The sequence below is a fragment of the Cellulosimicrobium sp. TH-20 genome (assembly GCF_002105775.1).
GTDB lineage: Bacteria > Actinomycetota > Actinomycetes > Actinomycetales > Cellulomonadaceae > Cellulosimicrobium > Cellulosimicrobium funkei.
In genome coordinates, this window is record NZ_CP020857.1 from 1,302,624 (window position 1) to 1,318,753 (window position 16,130).

The window sequence follows — 16,130 nt, forward strand, 5'->3', positions numbered from 1 at the left end:
GCGGTCCCGGCCCCGTCGTGCGCGGTGCGCGGGCGGTCGGTCAGCGCTCGAGCGCCTCGAGCACCGGGGTGTCGCCCGCGGTGAAGCGGATGAACCGGCCCACGGTCGAGGGCGTGCGCAGCGCCTGGGCGACCACCATCGCGACGTCCGCGCGCGAGACGCGGGAGGCCGCGCCGTCGGGCACGTCGTCCGCGCCGTCGAGGCCGTCCGGGCCGTCGCCGACGACGCGGATCGCCCCGGTCGGGTCGTCGTCGGTGAGCGTGCCCGGCCCGAGGACGGTCCAGTCGAGGTCGGTGCCGCGCAGGTGGTCGTCGGCGGCGAGCTTCGCGTCGGCGTAGGCGAAGAAGCTCGAGTCGGGGTCGACGCCGTGGTCGGGCACCGACCCGATCCACGACACCATGACGTAGCGCGGCACCCCGGCCGCGACGGCCGCGTCCATGGTGCGACTGGCGGCGTCGCGGTCGACGGCGTAGGTGCGCTCCGGGTTCCCGCCGCCCGCCCCGGCGGACCATACGACGGCGTCGAACCCGTCGAGCGCGGCGGCGATCTCCTCGGTCGAGGCGTGCTCGACGTCGAGCAGGAGCGGCTCGCCGCCCAGCCGGCGGACGAGCGGGAGCTGTTCCTCGGCGCGCACGATCCCCGTGACGGTCGCGTCGTGGTCGACGAGGATCGGGACGAGCAGCCGGCCCACCTTGCCGTGGGCACCGACGAGGGCGATCTTCATGCGGCGGACTCCTGTCTGTGGAGAGTGGGAGTCCACCGTCCTCCGCCGCCGTCCGCGCCGCCACCCGGGGCGGCCCGGGCCCGGGTGCGCCGGGTCTCGGTCAGGAGCGCGTCACGGGCACTGCTTCGCGTTCGGGGCGGCGTTGAGCGTCACGGTCTGCGACGCGCGCACGAGGTCCCCGCCCTCCGGGTCCTGCGCGCACACCGTCCAGCCGTTGGCCGCACCGGGCAGGGCGCCGGCCCGTGCGTCGCGCGCGTCGACGACGACGACCGTCACCGCCCCGCGCTTCTCCAGGTCGGCACGCGCCTGCTTGAGCCGCGTCTCGACGAGGTTGGGCATGGAGAACGCCGGCTCGATCTCGACCGAGACCTCGACCCCGTCCGAGCTGCCCGGCTCACCGGGGCCGCCCGTCGGCTCCCCGGTCGGGTCCGGCGTCGGCTCGACGGTCGGCTCGGAGGTGGGGGTCGTCGTCGGCTGCGACGTGGGCGACGGCGACGGGCTCCCCGGGCCGCCCGGCAGCCCGTCCACGCGGCACCCGGCGAGCGCGGTCACGGCCACGACGGCGAGCACGACCGCCCGTGCGCGTCGCGGTGCTCCCACGACCCGCGGCCGCGCGGCGTCGCGCGTCCCGTCGTCGTGCTTCCTGGTGCTCGTCCGGTCCGTCATCGCCGACGGGTCCGTCATACGTCCTGCCACTGCACCGCCCCCGGTTGCCCCCTGAAACTGCTTGCGTGATCGAGGGTACGCGACGGGTGCCCGGTTGGCCCGCGCGCGGGCTGCCGTCGGGCGTCAGGGGCGCCCGGTGCCGGTGCGCTTCGGCGGCCGGACGGTCGGCACGTCGCCGACGATCGGGATGGGCCGACGGTGGAACGGGAAGCCGTAGCGCGTGACCAGACCGGCGAGCGTCGTGAGGCGGTTGCGCGGCCCGATGAGCCCCATGATGTGGACGAACAGCCACGCGAGCCACGCGACGCCGCGCGTGAGCCGCAGCCTCCCCACGACCTCGGCGATCGCCGCGCGCCGGCCGATGACCGCCATCGTGCCCTTGTCGAAGTACCGCAGGGACGTCGTCGGGCGCCCGGCGAGGAGCGCCTCGATGTTCCGCGCGACCTGCTCGCCCGACTGGATCGCGGGCTGCGCGAGCTGCGGCAGCCCGGCGGGCGAGATCGCGATGTCACCCGCCGCGAACACGCCCGGCAGGCCCTCGACCTGGAGGTCGTCGCCGACGACGACGCGCCCGCCCTCGCCGCGCGGCAGGCCCCAGTCGTCGACCTCCTCGTGGGGGTGGACCCCCGCCGACCACACCGTGAGGTCGGAGCGGATGCGCGTGCCGTCGGTGAGGACGACGGCGTCGGGCAGCACCTCCGCGACCCCGGCACCCAGGTGCAGGCCGACGCCGCGACGGCGCAGCTCCTCCGCCGCGTACCGGCGCAGCTTCGGGTGGAACGACTTGAGCACCTCGCCGCCGCGCTGGACGATCTTCACCTCGAACGCGTCGCCGTGGATCTCCGGGTAGGCGGGTCGCAGGCCCGCGGTGCGGAGCTCCGCGAGCGCCCCCGCGACCTCGACGCCCGTCGCGCCGCCGCCGACGACGACGACCCGCAGCCCCTCGTCCTTGCCGGGGTTCGCCGCGGCCTTCTCGAGGCGGATGAAGAGCGTGTCCCGGATCTTCATGGCCTGGGACCGCGAGTACATGGGGAACGAGTTCTCCTTGGCGCCCGGGGTGCCGAAGAAGTTGGCCGTGACGCCGTTGGCGACGACGAGGTAGTCGTAGTCGACCCACTCGTCGTTGAGGAGGCGGATGCGGCGCGCCTCGTGGTCGATGCCGACGAGGTGCTCGTGCACGACCCGCACGTTCTTCTGCTTGAGCCGCAGCCCGCGCAGGAAGTAGGTGACGTCGCCCGGGTTCAGGCCGCCCGTCGCGACCTGGTAGAGCAGCGGCTGGAACGTGTTGTAGACGCGGCGGTCCACGAGCGTCACGCGCACGGGCGCCTTCGCGAGCCCCTTGACGACGGCGAGCCCGGCGAACCCGGCGCCGACCACCACGACGTGCGGCAGGGGGGCGGCGGCTGCCGGTGCGGGGGCAGCGGTGACGGGCTCGGGCACGTGGCCTCCTCGGGGCGACGGGGTGGGAGAGCGCCGGTGCCCGCCCGACTGCGTCGCGGACGTCGCCGACGACGTGTGCCAGGTTACGGCGAACCCCGCCCCCACGCCGAACAGGCGCCCGGCCCCCGAGGGCGAGCCCCGGTCCCGCGAGGTAGACCCCTGGTCGCGCGAGGTAGAGGCGTGGTCGCGACCATGCCTCTACCTCGGCGGACCGGGGCTCTACCTCGCGCGTTCGGCGTGTGGGTGTGCGTCGCAGTCAGGAGCCGTGGTGCTCGACGTCGTCGCGGCCCAGGAGGTCCTCGCGGACGACACGGCGCAGCACCTTGCCGATCTGCGAGCGCGGCAGCTCCGGCACGACGGCGAACGTGCGGGGCAGGGCGTACCGGGCGAGGCGCTTCTCGCCCCACTCGCGCACGGCGGCGAGGTCGACGCGCGGGGGCGAGGCGGCGTCCGCGTCGTCGAGCACGACGACGGCGGCGACGTGCTCGTCGGACCCGGAGCCCGGCACGCCCACGACGGCGACGTCCCGCACGCCGGGCATCCCGCGCAGGTGCTCCTCGACCTGCGACGGGTACACCTTGAACCCGCCGGTGACGATCATCTCCTTGATGCGGTCGACGAGCGTGACGAGGCCGGCGTCGGGGCCGTCGAGGGCCACGCGCACGACGTCGCCCGTGCGGAGCCACCCGTCGTCGAGCAGCTGGTGGGCGGTCTCCTCGGGACGGTTCCAGTAGCCGCGGAACACCTGCGGGCCGCGGACGAGCAGCTCGCCGCGCACGGTGCGCACGCCGTCGTCGGACGGCTCGGACGGCTCGGCGTCGCGCAGGTCGCCGGCGTCGAGCGCGTCGGCGTCGACGACGCGGATCTCGGTGCTGGGGAACGGGAGCCCGAGCGTGCCGGGGCGGCGGTCGTCGGAGCACGGGTTGCCGAGCGAGATCGGCGACGTCTCGGTCATGCCGTAGCCCTCGATGAGCAGGCCGCCCGTCGCGTCCTCCCAGCGCTGCGCCGTCTCCGCGGTGATGGGCATCGCGCCGGCGAAGGCCAGGCGGATCGAGGTGAGGTCGGAGCCCGCGCCCGGGGCGTCGGCCGCGGCGGTGACGATGCGGTCGAACATGGGCGCGACGCCGGGCAGGAACGTCGCGGGCCGCCGCGCCTGGGCGGCGACGAACGCCTGCGGGTCGAACTTGGGGAACGCGACGAGGGTCGCGCCGACGCGCGCGGGCAGGGTGAGGCAGAACGTCAGGCCGAACGCGTGGAAGAAGGGCAGCACGCCGTAGACGGTCTCGGCGCCCTCCTCGAACGACGCCCACGCCTGGCCCTGGACCACGTTGGCGACGAGGTTGCGGTGCGTGAGGACCGCGCCCTTCGGGGTGCCGGTCGTGCCGCCGGTGTACTGCAGGAGGGCGACGTCGTCGGCGGCGGGGTGCGGCAGCGCCGGGGGGAGGGCCCGCGCGCGCCGGACGAGGTCGTGCCAGTCGGGCACGCCGGCCGGGAGCGGCGTGCGCAGTGCCTCGCGCTGCGCGCGGGCCCGGGCGACGGGCAGGCGCAGCGCGAGACGGCTTCCGCGCGGCAGGTCGCGCGCGATGTCGAGCCCGACGACGCGCCGCAGCCCGGGCACGTGGGCGCGGGCCTCGAGCACGGCCGGGACCGTCTTGGTCCACACGACCGCGACGCTCGCGCCGGAGTCGGCGAGCTGGTGGGCGAGCTCGTCGGCCGTGTACGTCGGGTTGTGCTCGACCACGACGCCGCCCAGCCGCTCGACGGCGTAGAACGCGACGACGTGCGACGTCGCGTTGGGCAGCACGAGCGCGACGCGGTCGCCGTGCCGGACGCCGAGGTCGTGCAGGGCGCTCGCGGCGCGCTCCACCTGCGCGACGAGCTGCGCGTACGTGGTGGTCGCGCCGAAGAAGTCGACCGCGACGCGGTCCGGCCAGCGCTCGGCCGCGCGGTAGAGGGCGGCCGTGACCGGCTCGTCGGGGACCTCGACGTCCGTCGGGACGCCGGGGGCGTAACGGTCGGTCCACGGCCTCGTCGCCAGAGTGTTCACTACGCCACCGTAACCTACGGTTGCGTAGGTTGTGTGCGGCAGCGGTGTTGTCATCGGTCCTTCGCGTAGGCGAACAGGTCTTTCTCGTGCGTCGTCGCCAGGGCGACGGCGACGCCTGTCGCGCTACCTGCCAGCACGGACAGGACCACGCGCGCACCGAGGACCGTGCCGACCAGCAGGTCACCGTCCCGGCCGAACCACGTGAGCGAGAACGCCGTCCCGACCGCTACCGCCGGAGCGGCCCACAGAGCCGACTCCAGCAGCACGATCGTCCACAGGTCACGTCGTCGCATCCCGTCGTGAAGGGCCGTGGCGAGCTCCACTCGGCGAGCGCGCACGGCGACGAAGGCGACGACGACGGCGACCAGCCCGACGAGGAGCCCGCCGAACCGGGTGGCGCGCTCGTGGAACAGCCCAAAGCCGTCGAGCCCCGAACCCAGCGTGGAGTTGAGCTGCTGCACCTGGGGGACGTCGTCGACGCCACCACCCGGCCGGAGCACGGTGAAGAGCAGCGGGTTCAGGTCCGTGGTCATCGGCCACGCCTCGACCCAGCACTCGTCGAACGGTGCGCGGTACCCGGTGACGCTCACCGCCAGATAGCCGTACCCGTCCCGCCGGCCGTCGCGGGGGTAGGTGTAGGTGCCCGCGAGGCGAGACGACCCGGTCGTCGCGGAGAGCCGGTCGCCGAGCCCGAGGCCGAGCGTCGCGGCGGCGTCGTCGGTCAGGATCAGACCCGGCCCCCCGTCGGTCGTGGCACCGACGACGGCAGGGAACCCCGGGCTCGCGTCCGCGGCAGGCATGGGGGCGCCGGTAAGGGCGACGGCGGCGACGGACTCGTCCGGTCGGACGGTGAGCGCACCCGCCGTGTGCACTCCGGGCAGATCGCGCAACGACTCGCACCGCGCGGCGTCGACCCGGCCCGGTGCCGAGATCGTGAGAATCGACGCACCAGCGGCGCGGAACTCCGTGGCCTGCCTCTCGGCCGCGGCCACGGTCGAGATCTCAGCTCCCAGCGTGGTGAGGACCAGGACCATCAGCACCAGTGCCAGCGTGCCGCAGCGTGCCGTACCTGTGGAAGCGTTGCGCCACGCCTCGCGGAGGACCGAGCGCAGTCTCATGCGGCGGCGTGCAGCGTCAGGTCGACGTGATTCGAGCACGCGTCACGGGTCGCGGCGTCGTGCGTCGCGACGACGATGATCGTCCCGGGTGAGCGCAGCGCATCGAGCGACTCGTTGACGGTGCGGGCGGTCGGCAGGTCGAGCTGGGCGGTCGGCTCGTCCACGAGGAGGAGTCCTGGTTCCGATGCGATCGCTCGCGCCAGCATCAGGCGCTGCGCCTCCCCACCCGAGAGGCGTCGGAACTGCTGCTGCGCGACACCACCGAGCCCGAACCTGCCGAGGAGGTCAGCGGCTCGCCGATCCGCCTCCCGGGGGTGCAGCCCCCGCACGAGCAGCGGGAGCGCGACGTGGTCGTGTGCTGAGCGCCGCGGCGTCCCGTGCGGGTTCTGGAACACCCACCCGGTGCGCCCGACGCCCTCTCGCGCGACAACGCCCTCGCTGGGCGCCTCCCACCCGGCGAGCAGGCCGAGGAGGGTGCTCTTGCCCGACCCCGACGGGCCGGTCAGCGCGTAGGCGTGTCCCGGCCGCAGGTCGAGGTCGAGCCCGCGGAATAGCCACGGTCGCCCGGGGAAGCGGTGCCCGAGGCCGGAGACGGTCACGCGCACGGGGTGTCCTGTCGGGGCGACGTCTCGACGACGGTCGGCGGGATGCCGTCGAACAGCACGAACGTCTGGCCGAGCTCGGATCCCACGACCCGCACCGCGTGCGGGACGGCGCCTGTGGTCACGCAGCTGGTCCCGTCCGGTGCGGTGATCACCGCTGACGGTGGGACGACCGACACGTCCACCGGTTCTGACAACCGCAGTTGGCCGACCGGGGCCTCGTCGCCCGTACCTCCTTGCTGGAGCGAGGGCGCAGCGTCGAGCCGTGCGAGCAGCGATGGGTCGGTGACGGGGGCCTGCGGCTCGACCGCGACGTCGATCCCGTCCACGCGGAGCGTGCGCGCGCCGGCGACGAGGTCGGACGGCGCACCGTCGCGCAGCGTGACTTCGGCCAGCGTGCCGGGCGTGACGGCGAGCTCTGCTCCGGCTTCGAGTCGGCTCCCTATCGTGGCCGAGCACTCCGAGAGGGTGACCGACGGTCCGGGGATCCACAGGATGCGGGATCGCGGGACGGAGGTGAGTGCCGAGGGGGCACCGAGGTCGTCGAGGAGCGTGTTGACCGCCCGGAGCGTCTTCCTGCCGAGCGTCCCGGTGATCTCCACGGGGTGCCCCAGGCGCGTCAGCTCCTCCTGCAGCGCCCGCACGTCGTTGCCCTCGGCGCCGACCGGAAGGTCCCGCCAGAGGGGGAGCGTCGTCGCGAGCGCGACGATCGGCGCGTCGTCGAGCCAGAGCGGCGCGGTCCCGGACTCGATGGCCGAGCCGGGACGGCAGTCGAAGCGTGTGACGAGACCGCTACCGGGCGATACCAGCCCTGAATCCTCGCCGCGGGCGACGGCGAGCCGCACGGAGCGGACGTCGTCGAACGTGGCTGCCTGGACGGTGAAGGTGGTGAGGGGAGCGGGCGGTCGCAGGGCCGAAGGGACGGCCGGGGAGGCCCACGCGGCACCGAGGGCGATCCCGACGGCGACGAGAGTCAGCCCCCCGAGCACCCACAGTCCGGCCTTCGCAGGGCTGCGCTCAGCCACCGGCCAGGCCCAGGGGGTCGTCCGAGCACGTCATCAGGGCGTCCCGGAGCTCGGTCGTGAGAGCAGCGAGGTCGGAGAAGCGGCCCTCCGTGTCCGTGACATAGTCGTCTGCGGAGTAGGCGGCAGGGACGACCCCCTTGCCGACGAGGCACTCCGCCATGATGGTCGGGACGTCGAGGTTGGCCGGGTTCGACGCCATGATGTCGTGCAGCGCCCCGACCGTGTCTGCCCCCGACTCGCGCTCGCACACCTTCACCACCTCGTAGGGATCGCCTCCGTCCGGCAGGTGTGAGGCCTCATACGAGCCGTCGGGCTCGAAGCCCGAGAACGTCACGCCCTCGCCGTCGAGGCACGTACGGAACTTCTCCTCCATCTCGGCGTACTCGGCGTCGGTGATCTCCTCGTCGGCGATCGCCTGGCGGGCGAACTCGGACTCAGCGTCGGCGTAGAACGCGGCGAACTCGGCGGCGTAGGGCCCGTCGAACAGGGGAACCTCCGCCCCCGCACCCTCGGCCGCGCTCGACCCCGCGGACTGCGAGGTGCCGCACGCGACGAGGAGGGGCGAGAACGCGGCGAGTGCTGCCGCGGCGAAGAGCCGCGGCGCCTTGCATCGAGACATGATTCTCCGGTGGCTGGGCGTTCGTCGGGATCGAGCGGACCCGCGCTCCGCCGGTCGTCGCGTCAGCGTGACGACCGGCAGCGCGCGAGCTGTTCTACTTGACGTCGTAGTACGCCTTGTTCCCGAACAAGCGGACCGCGTCCCACTGTCTCGCCCACAGTCCCGCGGCAACCCAGCCGCTGCTCCGGAGGCCGTTGTCCCCGTACGTCGAGGCCTTGTGGACCCTGGAGCCGTGGTGGTAGAGCGACCAGACGTCCTTGGCGTCGGCGCCGTGGTCCCACGTGCCGCCCACGGACGGGTAGCTGATCGCCGCGCTGGCAGGGCCAGCGGCTCCGAGCGCGACACCAGCGACGAGCGTGGCGGTGATGACCGCCGTCATGATCTTTCGCACGAGATTCCCCCTTGAAGCGATAACCGTCCGAGGAAGTATCGTGCGGATGGCAGGAGTGGTGAGATATGTCCGTTATATGGACGAGCCGAGGTGGTCACCACGGGAGGTCGCCATCTTGCCGAGCGTGCGGCGCGGCTCGCTCCGACCGAAGCCCTGTCACCTCCGGTGACGCGTCAGCCCGCCAGGACGCGGTCGAGCGCCGCGCGCCCCACGGGACCCCAGTGGGCCTTGCCGCCGGGCAGCCCACGGTCGCCGTTCTGCCCCATGAGCAGGAGGAAGAGGGCCTTCAGCGCGGCCAGACCGCGGGCACGCCGGACCGCCGCGTCGTCGGCCGGCGCGTAGGCGTCGAAGAACCGCGCCGCGGTGCCAGCGGGCAGCAGCACCCAGGCGGCGGCGAGGTCCCAGGCCGGGTCGCCCGCGAACAGGTCGCCGAAGTCGACGACGCCCGCGAGCGTCCCGTCCGCGACGACGACGTTTGCGGGGTGAAGGTCCCCGTGCACCCACACGGGCGGACCCTCCCACGCGGGGGCAGCGACGGCGTCGGCCCAGACGGACCGGACGGCGGCGGAGTCCGCGGGGGAGACGGCGCGCAGGAAGCCCTCGAAGCCGTCCGTGACGTCGCGGGGGTGAGCGCCCCGGTCCGTGGACGACGGCGCGTCGGCGGGTGCTGCGACGTGCAGCGCCCGGAGGAAGCCCGCCAGCGCGTCGGCGGCGTGCTCGCCCCGGGTGATCGTCCCGTGGTCCAGCGGCTCGCCGGGGATCCAGGTCATGACCGTCCAGTGCCGCGGGAGACGCGCGCCCGGCTCGCCGTGCCGCACCGGCGTCGGCACGGGGAGCGGCAGGCGCGGCGCGAGCGCGGGCAGCCACCGCCGTTCCTTGAGCTGGAGCTCCGGCGTCGGGTCCATGCGCTGCACCCGCACGGCCAGGTCGTCGCCGAGCCGCCACATCTGGTTCCCCCAGCCGCCCGCGACCTCGCGGAGCGGCAGCCCGGCGAGGTCGGGGTGCTGCTCCGCGAGGGCCTCGCGGACGAGGTCGGCGGTGATCGCGGTCTCGGGGGCGCTCATGCGCGCCCACGGTACCGACGCGCCGTCGGCCGCTGCTCAGGCGGGGTGCCAGCGCGCTCCCCAGCGGCGGGTCAGGCGTCCGCCCGACGTCGCCGCGTGGGCCCGCACGCCCGCCTCCACGGCGTCCGCGACGCCGTGCGCGGACGCGTCCGTGTCGGCGAGGAAGCGCACGGTGACGCGCGCCTCGCCGCGGACGACGCCGACGTCGTACGCCTCGACGGTCGTGAGGGCGCGCGCCGCGGCGGCGGCCGCGGGCAGCACGGCCTCGGGGTCGGCGCCCGGGTGCAGGAGTCCGACGGCGAGGGTCACGCGGTAGGACGGCACGGCTCAGGCCACGCCCGGCCGGGGCGCCGCGTCGCTGAGCACGGCGACGAGGAAGTCGGCGTCCGGGGTCCAGGGGCGCAGGTCCCACGTGGCGAGCGCGAGGTCGAGGTGCAGGCCCGCCTCCGTGGCGTCGGCGAGGAACTGCTCGGGCGGGTACCCGCGACCGGTGCCGAAGCCCACGACGGCGCGACCGCCGGGCGCGAGGTGGGCGCGGAAGCGGCGCAGCACCTCCACCTCGGTGCCCGGCGCGAGGAACGTCACGACGTTGCCCGCGCACACGATCAGGTCGAACGGCTCGGTGACGCCCTCCGCGGGCAGGTCGAGCTCCGCGAGGTCGCCCACGCGCCAGTCGGGGCCTGGGTGGTCGGTGCGCGCGGCGTCGATCAGGACGGGGTCCACGTCGACGCCCATGACGGCGTGCCCGCGCGCGAACAGCTCGGCGCCCACGCGCCCCGGCCCGCAGCCCGCGTCGAGGACCCGGGAGCCGCGCGGCAGCATGGCGTCGACCAGGCGGGCCTCGCCCGCGAGGTCGGCGCCCCGGGCGGCCATGGCCCGGAAGCGTTCGACGTACCAGGTGGAGTGCGAGGGGTCGGCGGCGGTCTTCTGCTCCCAGCGCGAGGGACGGGTGGCGCTCATGCCGCCGACGCTACCCGGGCGTGGGAGAGTCGGTCCCGTGACCTTGGTCCCCACCACCCTCGGCACCACCCTCGGCATCGACCTCGGGACGAGCGGGCTCAAGCTCGTCCTCCTCGGCCGGGACGGGTCGGTCGTCGCGGAGGCCGAGGCGGCGTACGACGTCGAGCACCCGCGCCCCGGCCGCTCCGAGTCGGCCCCGGCGACCTGGACGACGGCGCTCGGCACCGCCCTCGACGACCTCGCCGCCCGCGCGGCCGGGCTCGGCGAGGTCGCGGTGCGCGCGGTCGGCGTCGCCGGCCAGATGCACGCCGCGGTGCTCGTGGACGCGGCGGGGGACGCCGTCGTGCCTGCCGTCCTGTGGACGGACGCGCGCGCGGCCGACCGGCTCGACCGCTGGCGCGCGCTGCCCGACACCGTGCGAGCCCCGCTCGCCAACCCCCTCGTGCCCGGGATGACCGGGCCCGTGCTCGACTGGTTCGCCGCGCACGACCCCGCGACGCTCGACCGCGCGGCGCACGTGCTGCTGCCCAAGGACGTCGTGCGCGCGTGGCTCGTCGACGACGCTGCACTCCCCGTCGCCACGACCGACCGGTCCGACGCCGCGGGCACGCTCCTGTGGGACGTGCCCCGCGACGCCTGGGCGGCCGACGTCGTCGCGCACCTCGACCTGCCGGCCCGGCTCCTGCCGGGCGTGGCGCCGTCGGACGCCGTGGCCGGGACGACCGCCCGGCTCGCGCGGTGGTTCCCGGCGAGCGGGAGCGCGGTGCCCGTCGTGGTGGGCGGCGGGGACACCCCGGCCGCGCGGCTCGCCGTCGGGGCGCCCGGGCTGCACGTCAACCTCGGCACGGGGGCACAGGTCATGGCCGCGCTCGACCGGCCCGAGCCCGTGCTCGACCCCCTCGTGCACACCTTCGCGGACACGGGCGCGGGCCCCGCCGCGCGGTGGTACCGCCTCGCGGCGGTGCAGAACGCGGGTCTCGCGCTCGGCTGGGCGCTGCGGGTCCTCGGGCTGGGGTGGTCCGACGGCCTCGCGCTCGCGCGGACCGTGCCCGACGGCGCGGGCGGCGTGTCGTTCCTGCCGTTCCTCACCGGGGAGCGCGGCGGGGTCGCCGGTCCCGACGCACGCGGGGCGTGGACCGGGCTGCGCGAGGACACGGGGCGGCCCGAGCTCGTGCGCGCCGCCGTCGAGGGCATGGTGTTCGCGGTCGCGGCGGCGGTCGACCTGCTCGACGCGGCGCCCGCGGCCCCGGTCGTGGCGCCCGTCGCGGGACCGCCCGTGAGCCGTCCGGAGGGCGAGCCAGGTGCGGTGGTCGTGACGGGCGGCGGGTCGCGCGACCCGCTCGTGCGCCGGCTCCTCGCCGACGCGCTCGGCCGGCCCGTCCACCGCGTCGGGCTCCGCAGCGCGACCGCGGTCGGCGCGGCGCTGCTCGCCGCGCGCGGCACGGGCGACCCGGTCGAGCCGGTCGTCGCCGCGGACGAGCCGGAGCTCCCGGGCCCGGGCCGGGCGGACGTCGTCGACCACCTCGCGCGCTGGCGGGAGGCCGCCGCGGCCCTCGCGTGACGCACCCGGGGCCGACCCTGCGAGAATCGAGGGATGTCCACCGCAGCCGCCGTGACCACCGGGACCGCACCCGTCACGGACCTCGCCTCCAGCGCCCCCACGGGCGAGATCCTCGCGGTGTGCCGCGTGCACGCCCTGCTGCCGGACGCGGGGCCCGTCGGCGTCACGGCGATCGACAAGCGCCCCGTCACCGGACCGGTGAAGGTGCGCCGGCTCGGGCTCTACGCGGACCTGCAGGCGGACCGCGCGAACCACGGCGGCGAGGAGCAGGCGGTGTACGCGTACGGGCAGGACGACGCGGACTGGTGGGCCGGCGAGCTCGGTCGCGACGTCCCGCCGGGCCTGTTCGGCGAGAACCTGCGCGTGGAGGGCATCCCGGTCACGGAGGCCGTCGTCGGCGAGCGCTGGGCCGTGGGCACCGCGCTCCTCGAGGTCACCCAGCCGCGCACGCCCTGCTCGACGTTCGCGCGCCGCCTCGGCGAGGACCGGTGGGTCAAGCGGTTCACGGTCGCGAACCGCACCGGCGCGTACCTGCGCGTCGTGCAGCACGGCGAGCTGCGCGCGGGCGACGCGGTGACGGTCTGCTACCGGCCCGAGCACGGGGTGACGCTCGCCGACTGGTTCGGCGCCTGGAACGGGCGCGGCGCGGACCCCGAGCGCGCGGCCGGGCTCGCGCGCCGCCTCCTCGCCGCCCACCTCGAGGGCGACGTCACGCTCACGGACGAGCTGCGCGCCCGCGCCGAGATCGCGGCCGGACGCCGGATCGAGGACTGAGCGTCAGCGCTCCGCGCGGGGGATGCGCGGGCCGCGCCGGCCGCGGGGCGGCTCGTTCGGCGGCCACTCGCCGTCGTCGGAGCCGTCGTCGGCGGTGAAGAGCAGGTCGTGCAGGCGCACCTGGACGTTCTCGACGTCCGGCACGTCGTGGAGGTTCAGCCCGGGCTTGTCGGTCGCGTCCGAGATGACGAGGGTGCCGCAGCCGAAGATCCGGTCGATCGGACCCTTCTCGTAGTTGACGTCGTTGATCCGGTAGAGCGGGATGTCGCGGCCGGTGCGCGTGATGATCCCCGAGCGCATGGCGATGCGCTTGTTCGTCACCGTGTACTCCGTGGTGCGCCAGCGCAGCCACGGCACGAACACCCAGACCACCGCCGCGACCAGCGCGAGACCCGCCACGACCCACCGGACGACGTCGTTCGGGACGAGCAGGACCGTGACCACGACGGCGGCGACCAGCACGAGCAGCAGCACGAACGGCCAGAACAGCGCCTTGGCGTGCTCCTTGAGCTCCATGACGACGTGCTCGCCCTCGGTGAGGTGCTTCTCGCTCAGTCCCATGGGCAGCATCGTGCCACCCGCGCTACCCCTGCGCGGCCAGGTTCCAGCCCTCGACCGTGCGCAGCCCGTGCCCGTAGCCGAGGAGGCAGATCGCCGCGGTACCGAGCTCGAACCGCGCACCCAGGGTCGGGTCGAGCCCCAGCCAGACCGTCGCGAGGACGCGGAGCAGATGGCCGTGCGCGAACAGCACCACGTCGTCGCCGTCCTGGAGCGTCGGCTCGACGCGCCCGAGCACCCGGGCGGCCCGCGCCGCCACCTGGTCGAGCTCCTCGCCGCGGTGCCCGTCCGGCGCCGCGAGGACGTTCACGCCGTCGCGGAAGAGCAGCCACTCGCGCCCGAGCTGCTCGCCGACCGCGACCGACGTGCGCCCCTCGACGGGCCCGTAGTCCCACTCGGCGAGGTCGTCGTCGGTCGTGGCGGCGGGGAAGCCCGCGAGGTCGGCGGTCCGGCGCGCCCGCTCCCGGGGGCTCGTGAGCACGACGGCGGGCCGTCGCCCCCGGCGGTCGGCCCACCCCTGGAGCCACACGCCGGCCGCGACCGCCTGCTGCTCGCCGGCGACGGTGAGCGGGACGTCCGAGCGGCCCGTGTGGCGCCCGCTCGCGCTCCACTCCGTCTCGCCGTGGCGGACGAGGACGAGCTGCGGGTCGGGGGAGGGGGCGGTCGGGGTCACGGGGCGGCCTTCCTGCGCGGGGTTCCTCAGCAGGATCACCCCGGCGCGCGGACGGCGCGCGGCGACGGCCCTGCCGGGTGGTGCCGGGACCTCGGTCGACGGGCGCGGCCGGGGTCAGCCGGGGATGCCGTCGAGGCCGTTGACGGCGAGGAAGACGACGAGAGCGCCGAGCAGGACGACGGCGAACCCGGTCGCGACGAGCAGGACGGTACGGGGGCGGACGCGCACGAGGACTCCGGGCCTGGGGGACGGGCGGACCTCCCCATTCTCGCGCAGCGCCGCGGCGGTGCGGTCCGTGGGTGCTGCGTGCCGGGGTGCGCCGGGGTGCGGCCGGCCGGGGTGGGCCAGGGTGCGGCCGTCGGGGTGCGGCCCGCGTTGACACGCCCCGCGAGGCCCGGCAGGGTGGCCGGACGCGTGGTCGGAAAGACCGCGCGGACGAGGACGTCGGCGACCGCGCCGCGGCGGGACGCCGACGTGCCGGTCCGGGGGAGGAACCGCGATGGTGCACGAGACGGCGGACGGGCAGACCGCGTACGGCAGCCCGGAGTTCGACTGGTCCATCCTCACGGTGCCGACGGCGCTCGCCGTCGTGCGGGGGCAGCTCGGCTTCTCGTGGCTCGAGCTGAGCGACCGGCTCGCGACGCTGACGCAGGCGGAGCTCGAGTGGGAGCCGGGCCCGGACGCGCTGCGGGTCGTGCGGCGGGGGTCGGAGCGCACGCCGCGCACGCTCGGCGCGGGCGAGTGGGTGATGGAGTGGCCGGAGGGCCCGGACTCGCCGCAGCCGCGCACGGTGGCGTGGCTCGTCGCGCACCTCACCGAGGCGTTCTTCGAGCGCTGGGAGTGGACGTTCGGGCCGCACGAGCGGCGCCGGGACGCGGTGACCTTCTCGGGGGAGGTCGGGCCCGCCGTCGACGGGCTGCGGCACGAGGTCGAGCGGTGGCGCGCGGGCGTCGACGGCCTGCCCGAGGACGGAGCATTCACGGTCGGGCTCAGCCAGGCGACGGAGATCGACGCGCAGGCGCCGTTCGCCCACCTCGTCGCGCACATGAACCGCGAGCTCGTGCACCACGGCGCCGAGATCATGGTGCTCCAGGACCTGTACCGCGCGGCGCACGGCACCCACTGACCGCCCGCCGCGGGAATCGCGCGGCCGCCCAGATGGTTGAAGCGTCACATGACCACGAACAGCCCGGCGCCGACGGACGCCGCCGCCCCTACGGTGAAGATCGACATCTGGTCCGACGTCGCGTGCCCCTGGTGCTACGTCGGCAAGCGACGCCTCGAGACGGCGCTCGGCCGCCTCGCGGAGTCGGGTGACGGGCCGCAGGTCGACATCGAGTACCACTCGTTCGAGCTCGCGCCCGACACGCCCGTCGACTTCGACGGCACCGAGGTGGACTTCCTCGCCGGGCACAAGGGGATGCCGCGCGCTCAGGTCGAGCAGATGCTCGGGCAGATGACGCAGCTCGCCGCGGCCGAGGGGCTGCGCTACGACTTCGACGCGCTCCAGCACACCAAGACGCTCACGGCCCACGAGCTGCTGCACCACGCGAAGGCGCACGGCAAGCAGGTCGAGATGAAGGAGCGGCTGCTCAAGGCGTACTTCGAGGAGGGCCGTCACGTCGGCCGGGTCGCGGAGCTCGCGGACCTCGCGGCGGAGGTCGGGCTCGACCGCGCGGAGGTCGTCGCGGCGCTCGAGGACGGGCGCTGGGCCGACGACGTCCAGGCCGACATCGACCAGGCGCGCGCCTACGGGATCAACGGCGTGCCGTTCTTCGTGGTCGACGGGCGGTACGGCGTCTCGGGTGCGCAGGACCCGGCCGTGTTCGTCCAGGTGCTGCAGCAGGCCGTCGCGGAGCGTGACGCGGCCTGAGCCGCGGCGTCCCGGACGACATCGGGATGCGGCGT

At 75.2% G+C, this 16,130-nt stretch carries 18 protein-coding genes; 4 read left to right on the forward strand and 14 right to left on the reverse strand.

Features of this window, described 5'->3' with window-relative positions:
• Positions 1–40: 40 nt before the first annotated feature.
• From B8281_RS05760 to B8281_RS05815, 12 genes are all read right to left on the reverse strand, one after another.
• On the reverse strand, positions 41–724 hold the full coding sequence (locus tag B8281_RS05760; RefSeq protein ID WP_085387206.1) for an SDR family oxidoreductase: 684 nt from the start codon (positions 722–724) through the stop codon (positions 41–43).
• Positions 725–835: 111 nt separating this feature from the next.
• Entirely contained in the window at positions 836–1,390 is a 555-nt protein-coding gene (locus tag B8281_RS05765) for a PASTA domain-containing protein (protein ID WP_157446583.1), read from the reverse strand.
• 123 nt (positions 1,391–1,513) lie between these two features.
• On the reverse strand, positions 1,514–2,830 hold the full coding sequence (locus tag B8281_RS05770; RefSeq protein WP_228485103.1) for an NAD(P)/FAD-dependent oxidoreductase: 1,317 nt from the start codon (positions 2,828–2,830) through the stop codon (positions 1,514–1,516).
• 256 nt (positions 2,831–3,086) lie between these two features.
• Positions 3,087–4,931: an AMP-binding protein gene (locus B8281_RS05775; RefSeq protein WP_198163165.1), complete on the reverse strand. Its 1,845-nt coding sequence runs from the start codon at positions 4,929–4,931 to the stop codon at positions 3,087–3,089.
• Complete coding sequence (locus B8281_RS05780; RefSeq protein ID WP_144722122.1) at positions 4,928–5,917, reverse strand: hypothetical protein; 990 nt, start codon at positions 5,915–5,917, stop codon at positions 4,928–4,930. The genes B8281_RS05775 and B8281_RS05780 overlap by 4 nt, the downstream gene beginning before the upstream one ends.
• Before the next feature lie 74 nt (positions 5,918–5,991).
• The gene (locus B8281_RS05785) at positions 5,992–6,594 is read right to left on the reverse strand and encodes an ABC transporter ATP-binding protein (protein ID WP_232322690.1); all 603 of its coding nucleotides are present in this window, start codon (positions 6,592–6,594) and stop codon (positions 5,992–5,994) included.
• Complete coding sequence (locus B8281_RS05790; RefSeq protein ID WP_157446584.1) at positions 6,591–7,622, reverse strand: peptidoglycan-binding protein; 1,032 nt, start codon at positions 7,620–7,622, stop codon at positions 6,591–6,593. Before B8281_RS05790 ends, B8281_RS05785 begins: the two co-directional genes overlap by 4 nt.
• On the reverse strand, positions 7,615–8,241 hold the full coding sequence (locus B8281_RS05795) for a hypothetical protein (protein ID WP_043655937.1): 627 nt from the start codon (positions 8,239–8,241) through the stop codon (positions 7,615–7,617). The genes B8281_RS05790 and B8281_RS05795 overlap by 8 nt, the downstream gene beginning before the upstream one ends.
• Positions 8,242–8,335: 94 nt before the next feature.
• A complete protein-coding gene (locus B8281_RS05800; protein ID WP_085387211.1) occupies positions 8,336–8,632 on the reverse strand; it encodes a lactococcin 972 family bacteriocin in 297 nt (98 codons plus the stop codon).
• A gap of 173 nt (positions 8,633–8,805) precedes the next feature.
• Positions 8,806–9,696 (reverse strand): aminoglycoside phosphotransferase family protein, encoded by an 891-nt coding sequence (locus tag B8281_RS05805; protein ID WP_085387212.1) that lies wholly within the window; start codon positions 9,694–9,696, stop codon positions 8,806–8,808.
• A 36-nt stretch (positions 9,697–9,732) separates the two neighbouring features.
• Entirely contained in the window at positions 9,733–10,020 is a 288-nt protein-coding gene (locus B8281_RS05810) for a hypothetical protein (RefSeq protein WP_009863765.1), read from the reverse strand.
• A gap of 3 nt (positions 10,021–10,023) precedes the next feature.
• Entirely contained in the window at positions 10,024–10,656 is a 633-nt protein-coding gene (locus B8281_RS05815; protein WP_085387213.1) for a bifunctional 2-polyprenyl-6-hydroxyphenol methylase/3-demethylubiquinol 3-O-methyltransferase UbiG, read from the reverse strand.
• A 37-nt stretch (positions 10,657–10,693) separates the two neighbouring features.
• Here B8281_RS05815 and B8281_RS05820 point away from each other — a divergent pair, with 37 nt between their 5' ends.
• The gene (locus tag B8281_RS05820) at positions 10,694–12,217 is read left to right on the forward strand and encodes an FGGY family carbohydrate kinase (protein WP_198163166.1); all 1,524 of its coding nucleotides are present in this window, start codon (positions 10,694–10,696) and stop codon (positions 12,215–12,217) included.
• 33 nt (positions 12,218–12,250) lie between these two features.
• Positions 12,251–12,991, forward strand: a complete 741-nt coding sequence (locus tag B8281_RS05825) for an MOSC domain-containing protein (protein WP_081600313.1) — start codon at positions 12,251–12,253, stop codon at positions 12,989–12,991.
• 3 nt (positions 12,992–12,994) lie between these two features.
• Here B8281_RS05825 and B8281_RS05830 read toward each other — a convergent pair whose 3' ends face one another.
• Both B8281_RS05830 and B8281_RS05835 read right to left on the reverse strand, forming a co-directional pair.
• The gene (locus tag B8281_RS05830) at positions 12,995–13,552 is read right to left on the reverse strand and encodes a PH domain-containing protein (protein ID WP_043659328.1); all 558 of its coding nucleotides are present in this window, start codon (positions 13,550–13,552) and stop codon (positions 12,995–12,997) included.
• 22 nt (positions 13,553–13,574) lie between these two features.
• Positions 13,575–14,222, reverse strand: coding sequence for a histidine phosphatase family protein (locus tag B8281_RS05835; protein ID WP_085387214.1), 648 nt, complete (start codon positions 14,220–14,222; stop codon positions 13,575–13,577).
• A 499-nt stretch (positions 14,223–14,721) separates the two neighbouring features.
• Between B8281_RS05835 and B8281_RS05840 the strand changes: the two genes are divergently transcribed.
• Positions 14,722–15,348: a DinB family protein gene (locus tag B8281_RS05840; RefSeq protein ID WP_085387215.1), complete on the forward strand. Its 627-nt coding sequence runs from the start codon at positions 14,722–14,724 to the stop codon at positions 15,346–15,348.
• 48 nt (positions 15,349–15,396) lie between these two features.
• The gene (locus tag B8281_RS05845; protein WP_085387216.1) at positions 15,397–16,095 is read left to right on the forward strand and encodes a DsbA family protein; all 699 of its coding nucleotides are present in this window, start codon (positions 15,397–15,399) and stop codon (positions 16,093–16,095) included.
• The last annotated feature ends 35 nt before the right edge of the window (positions 16,096–16,130 follow it).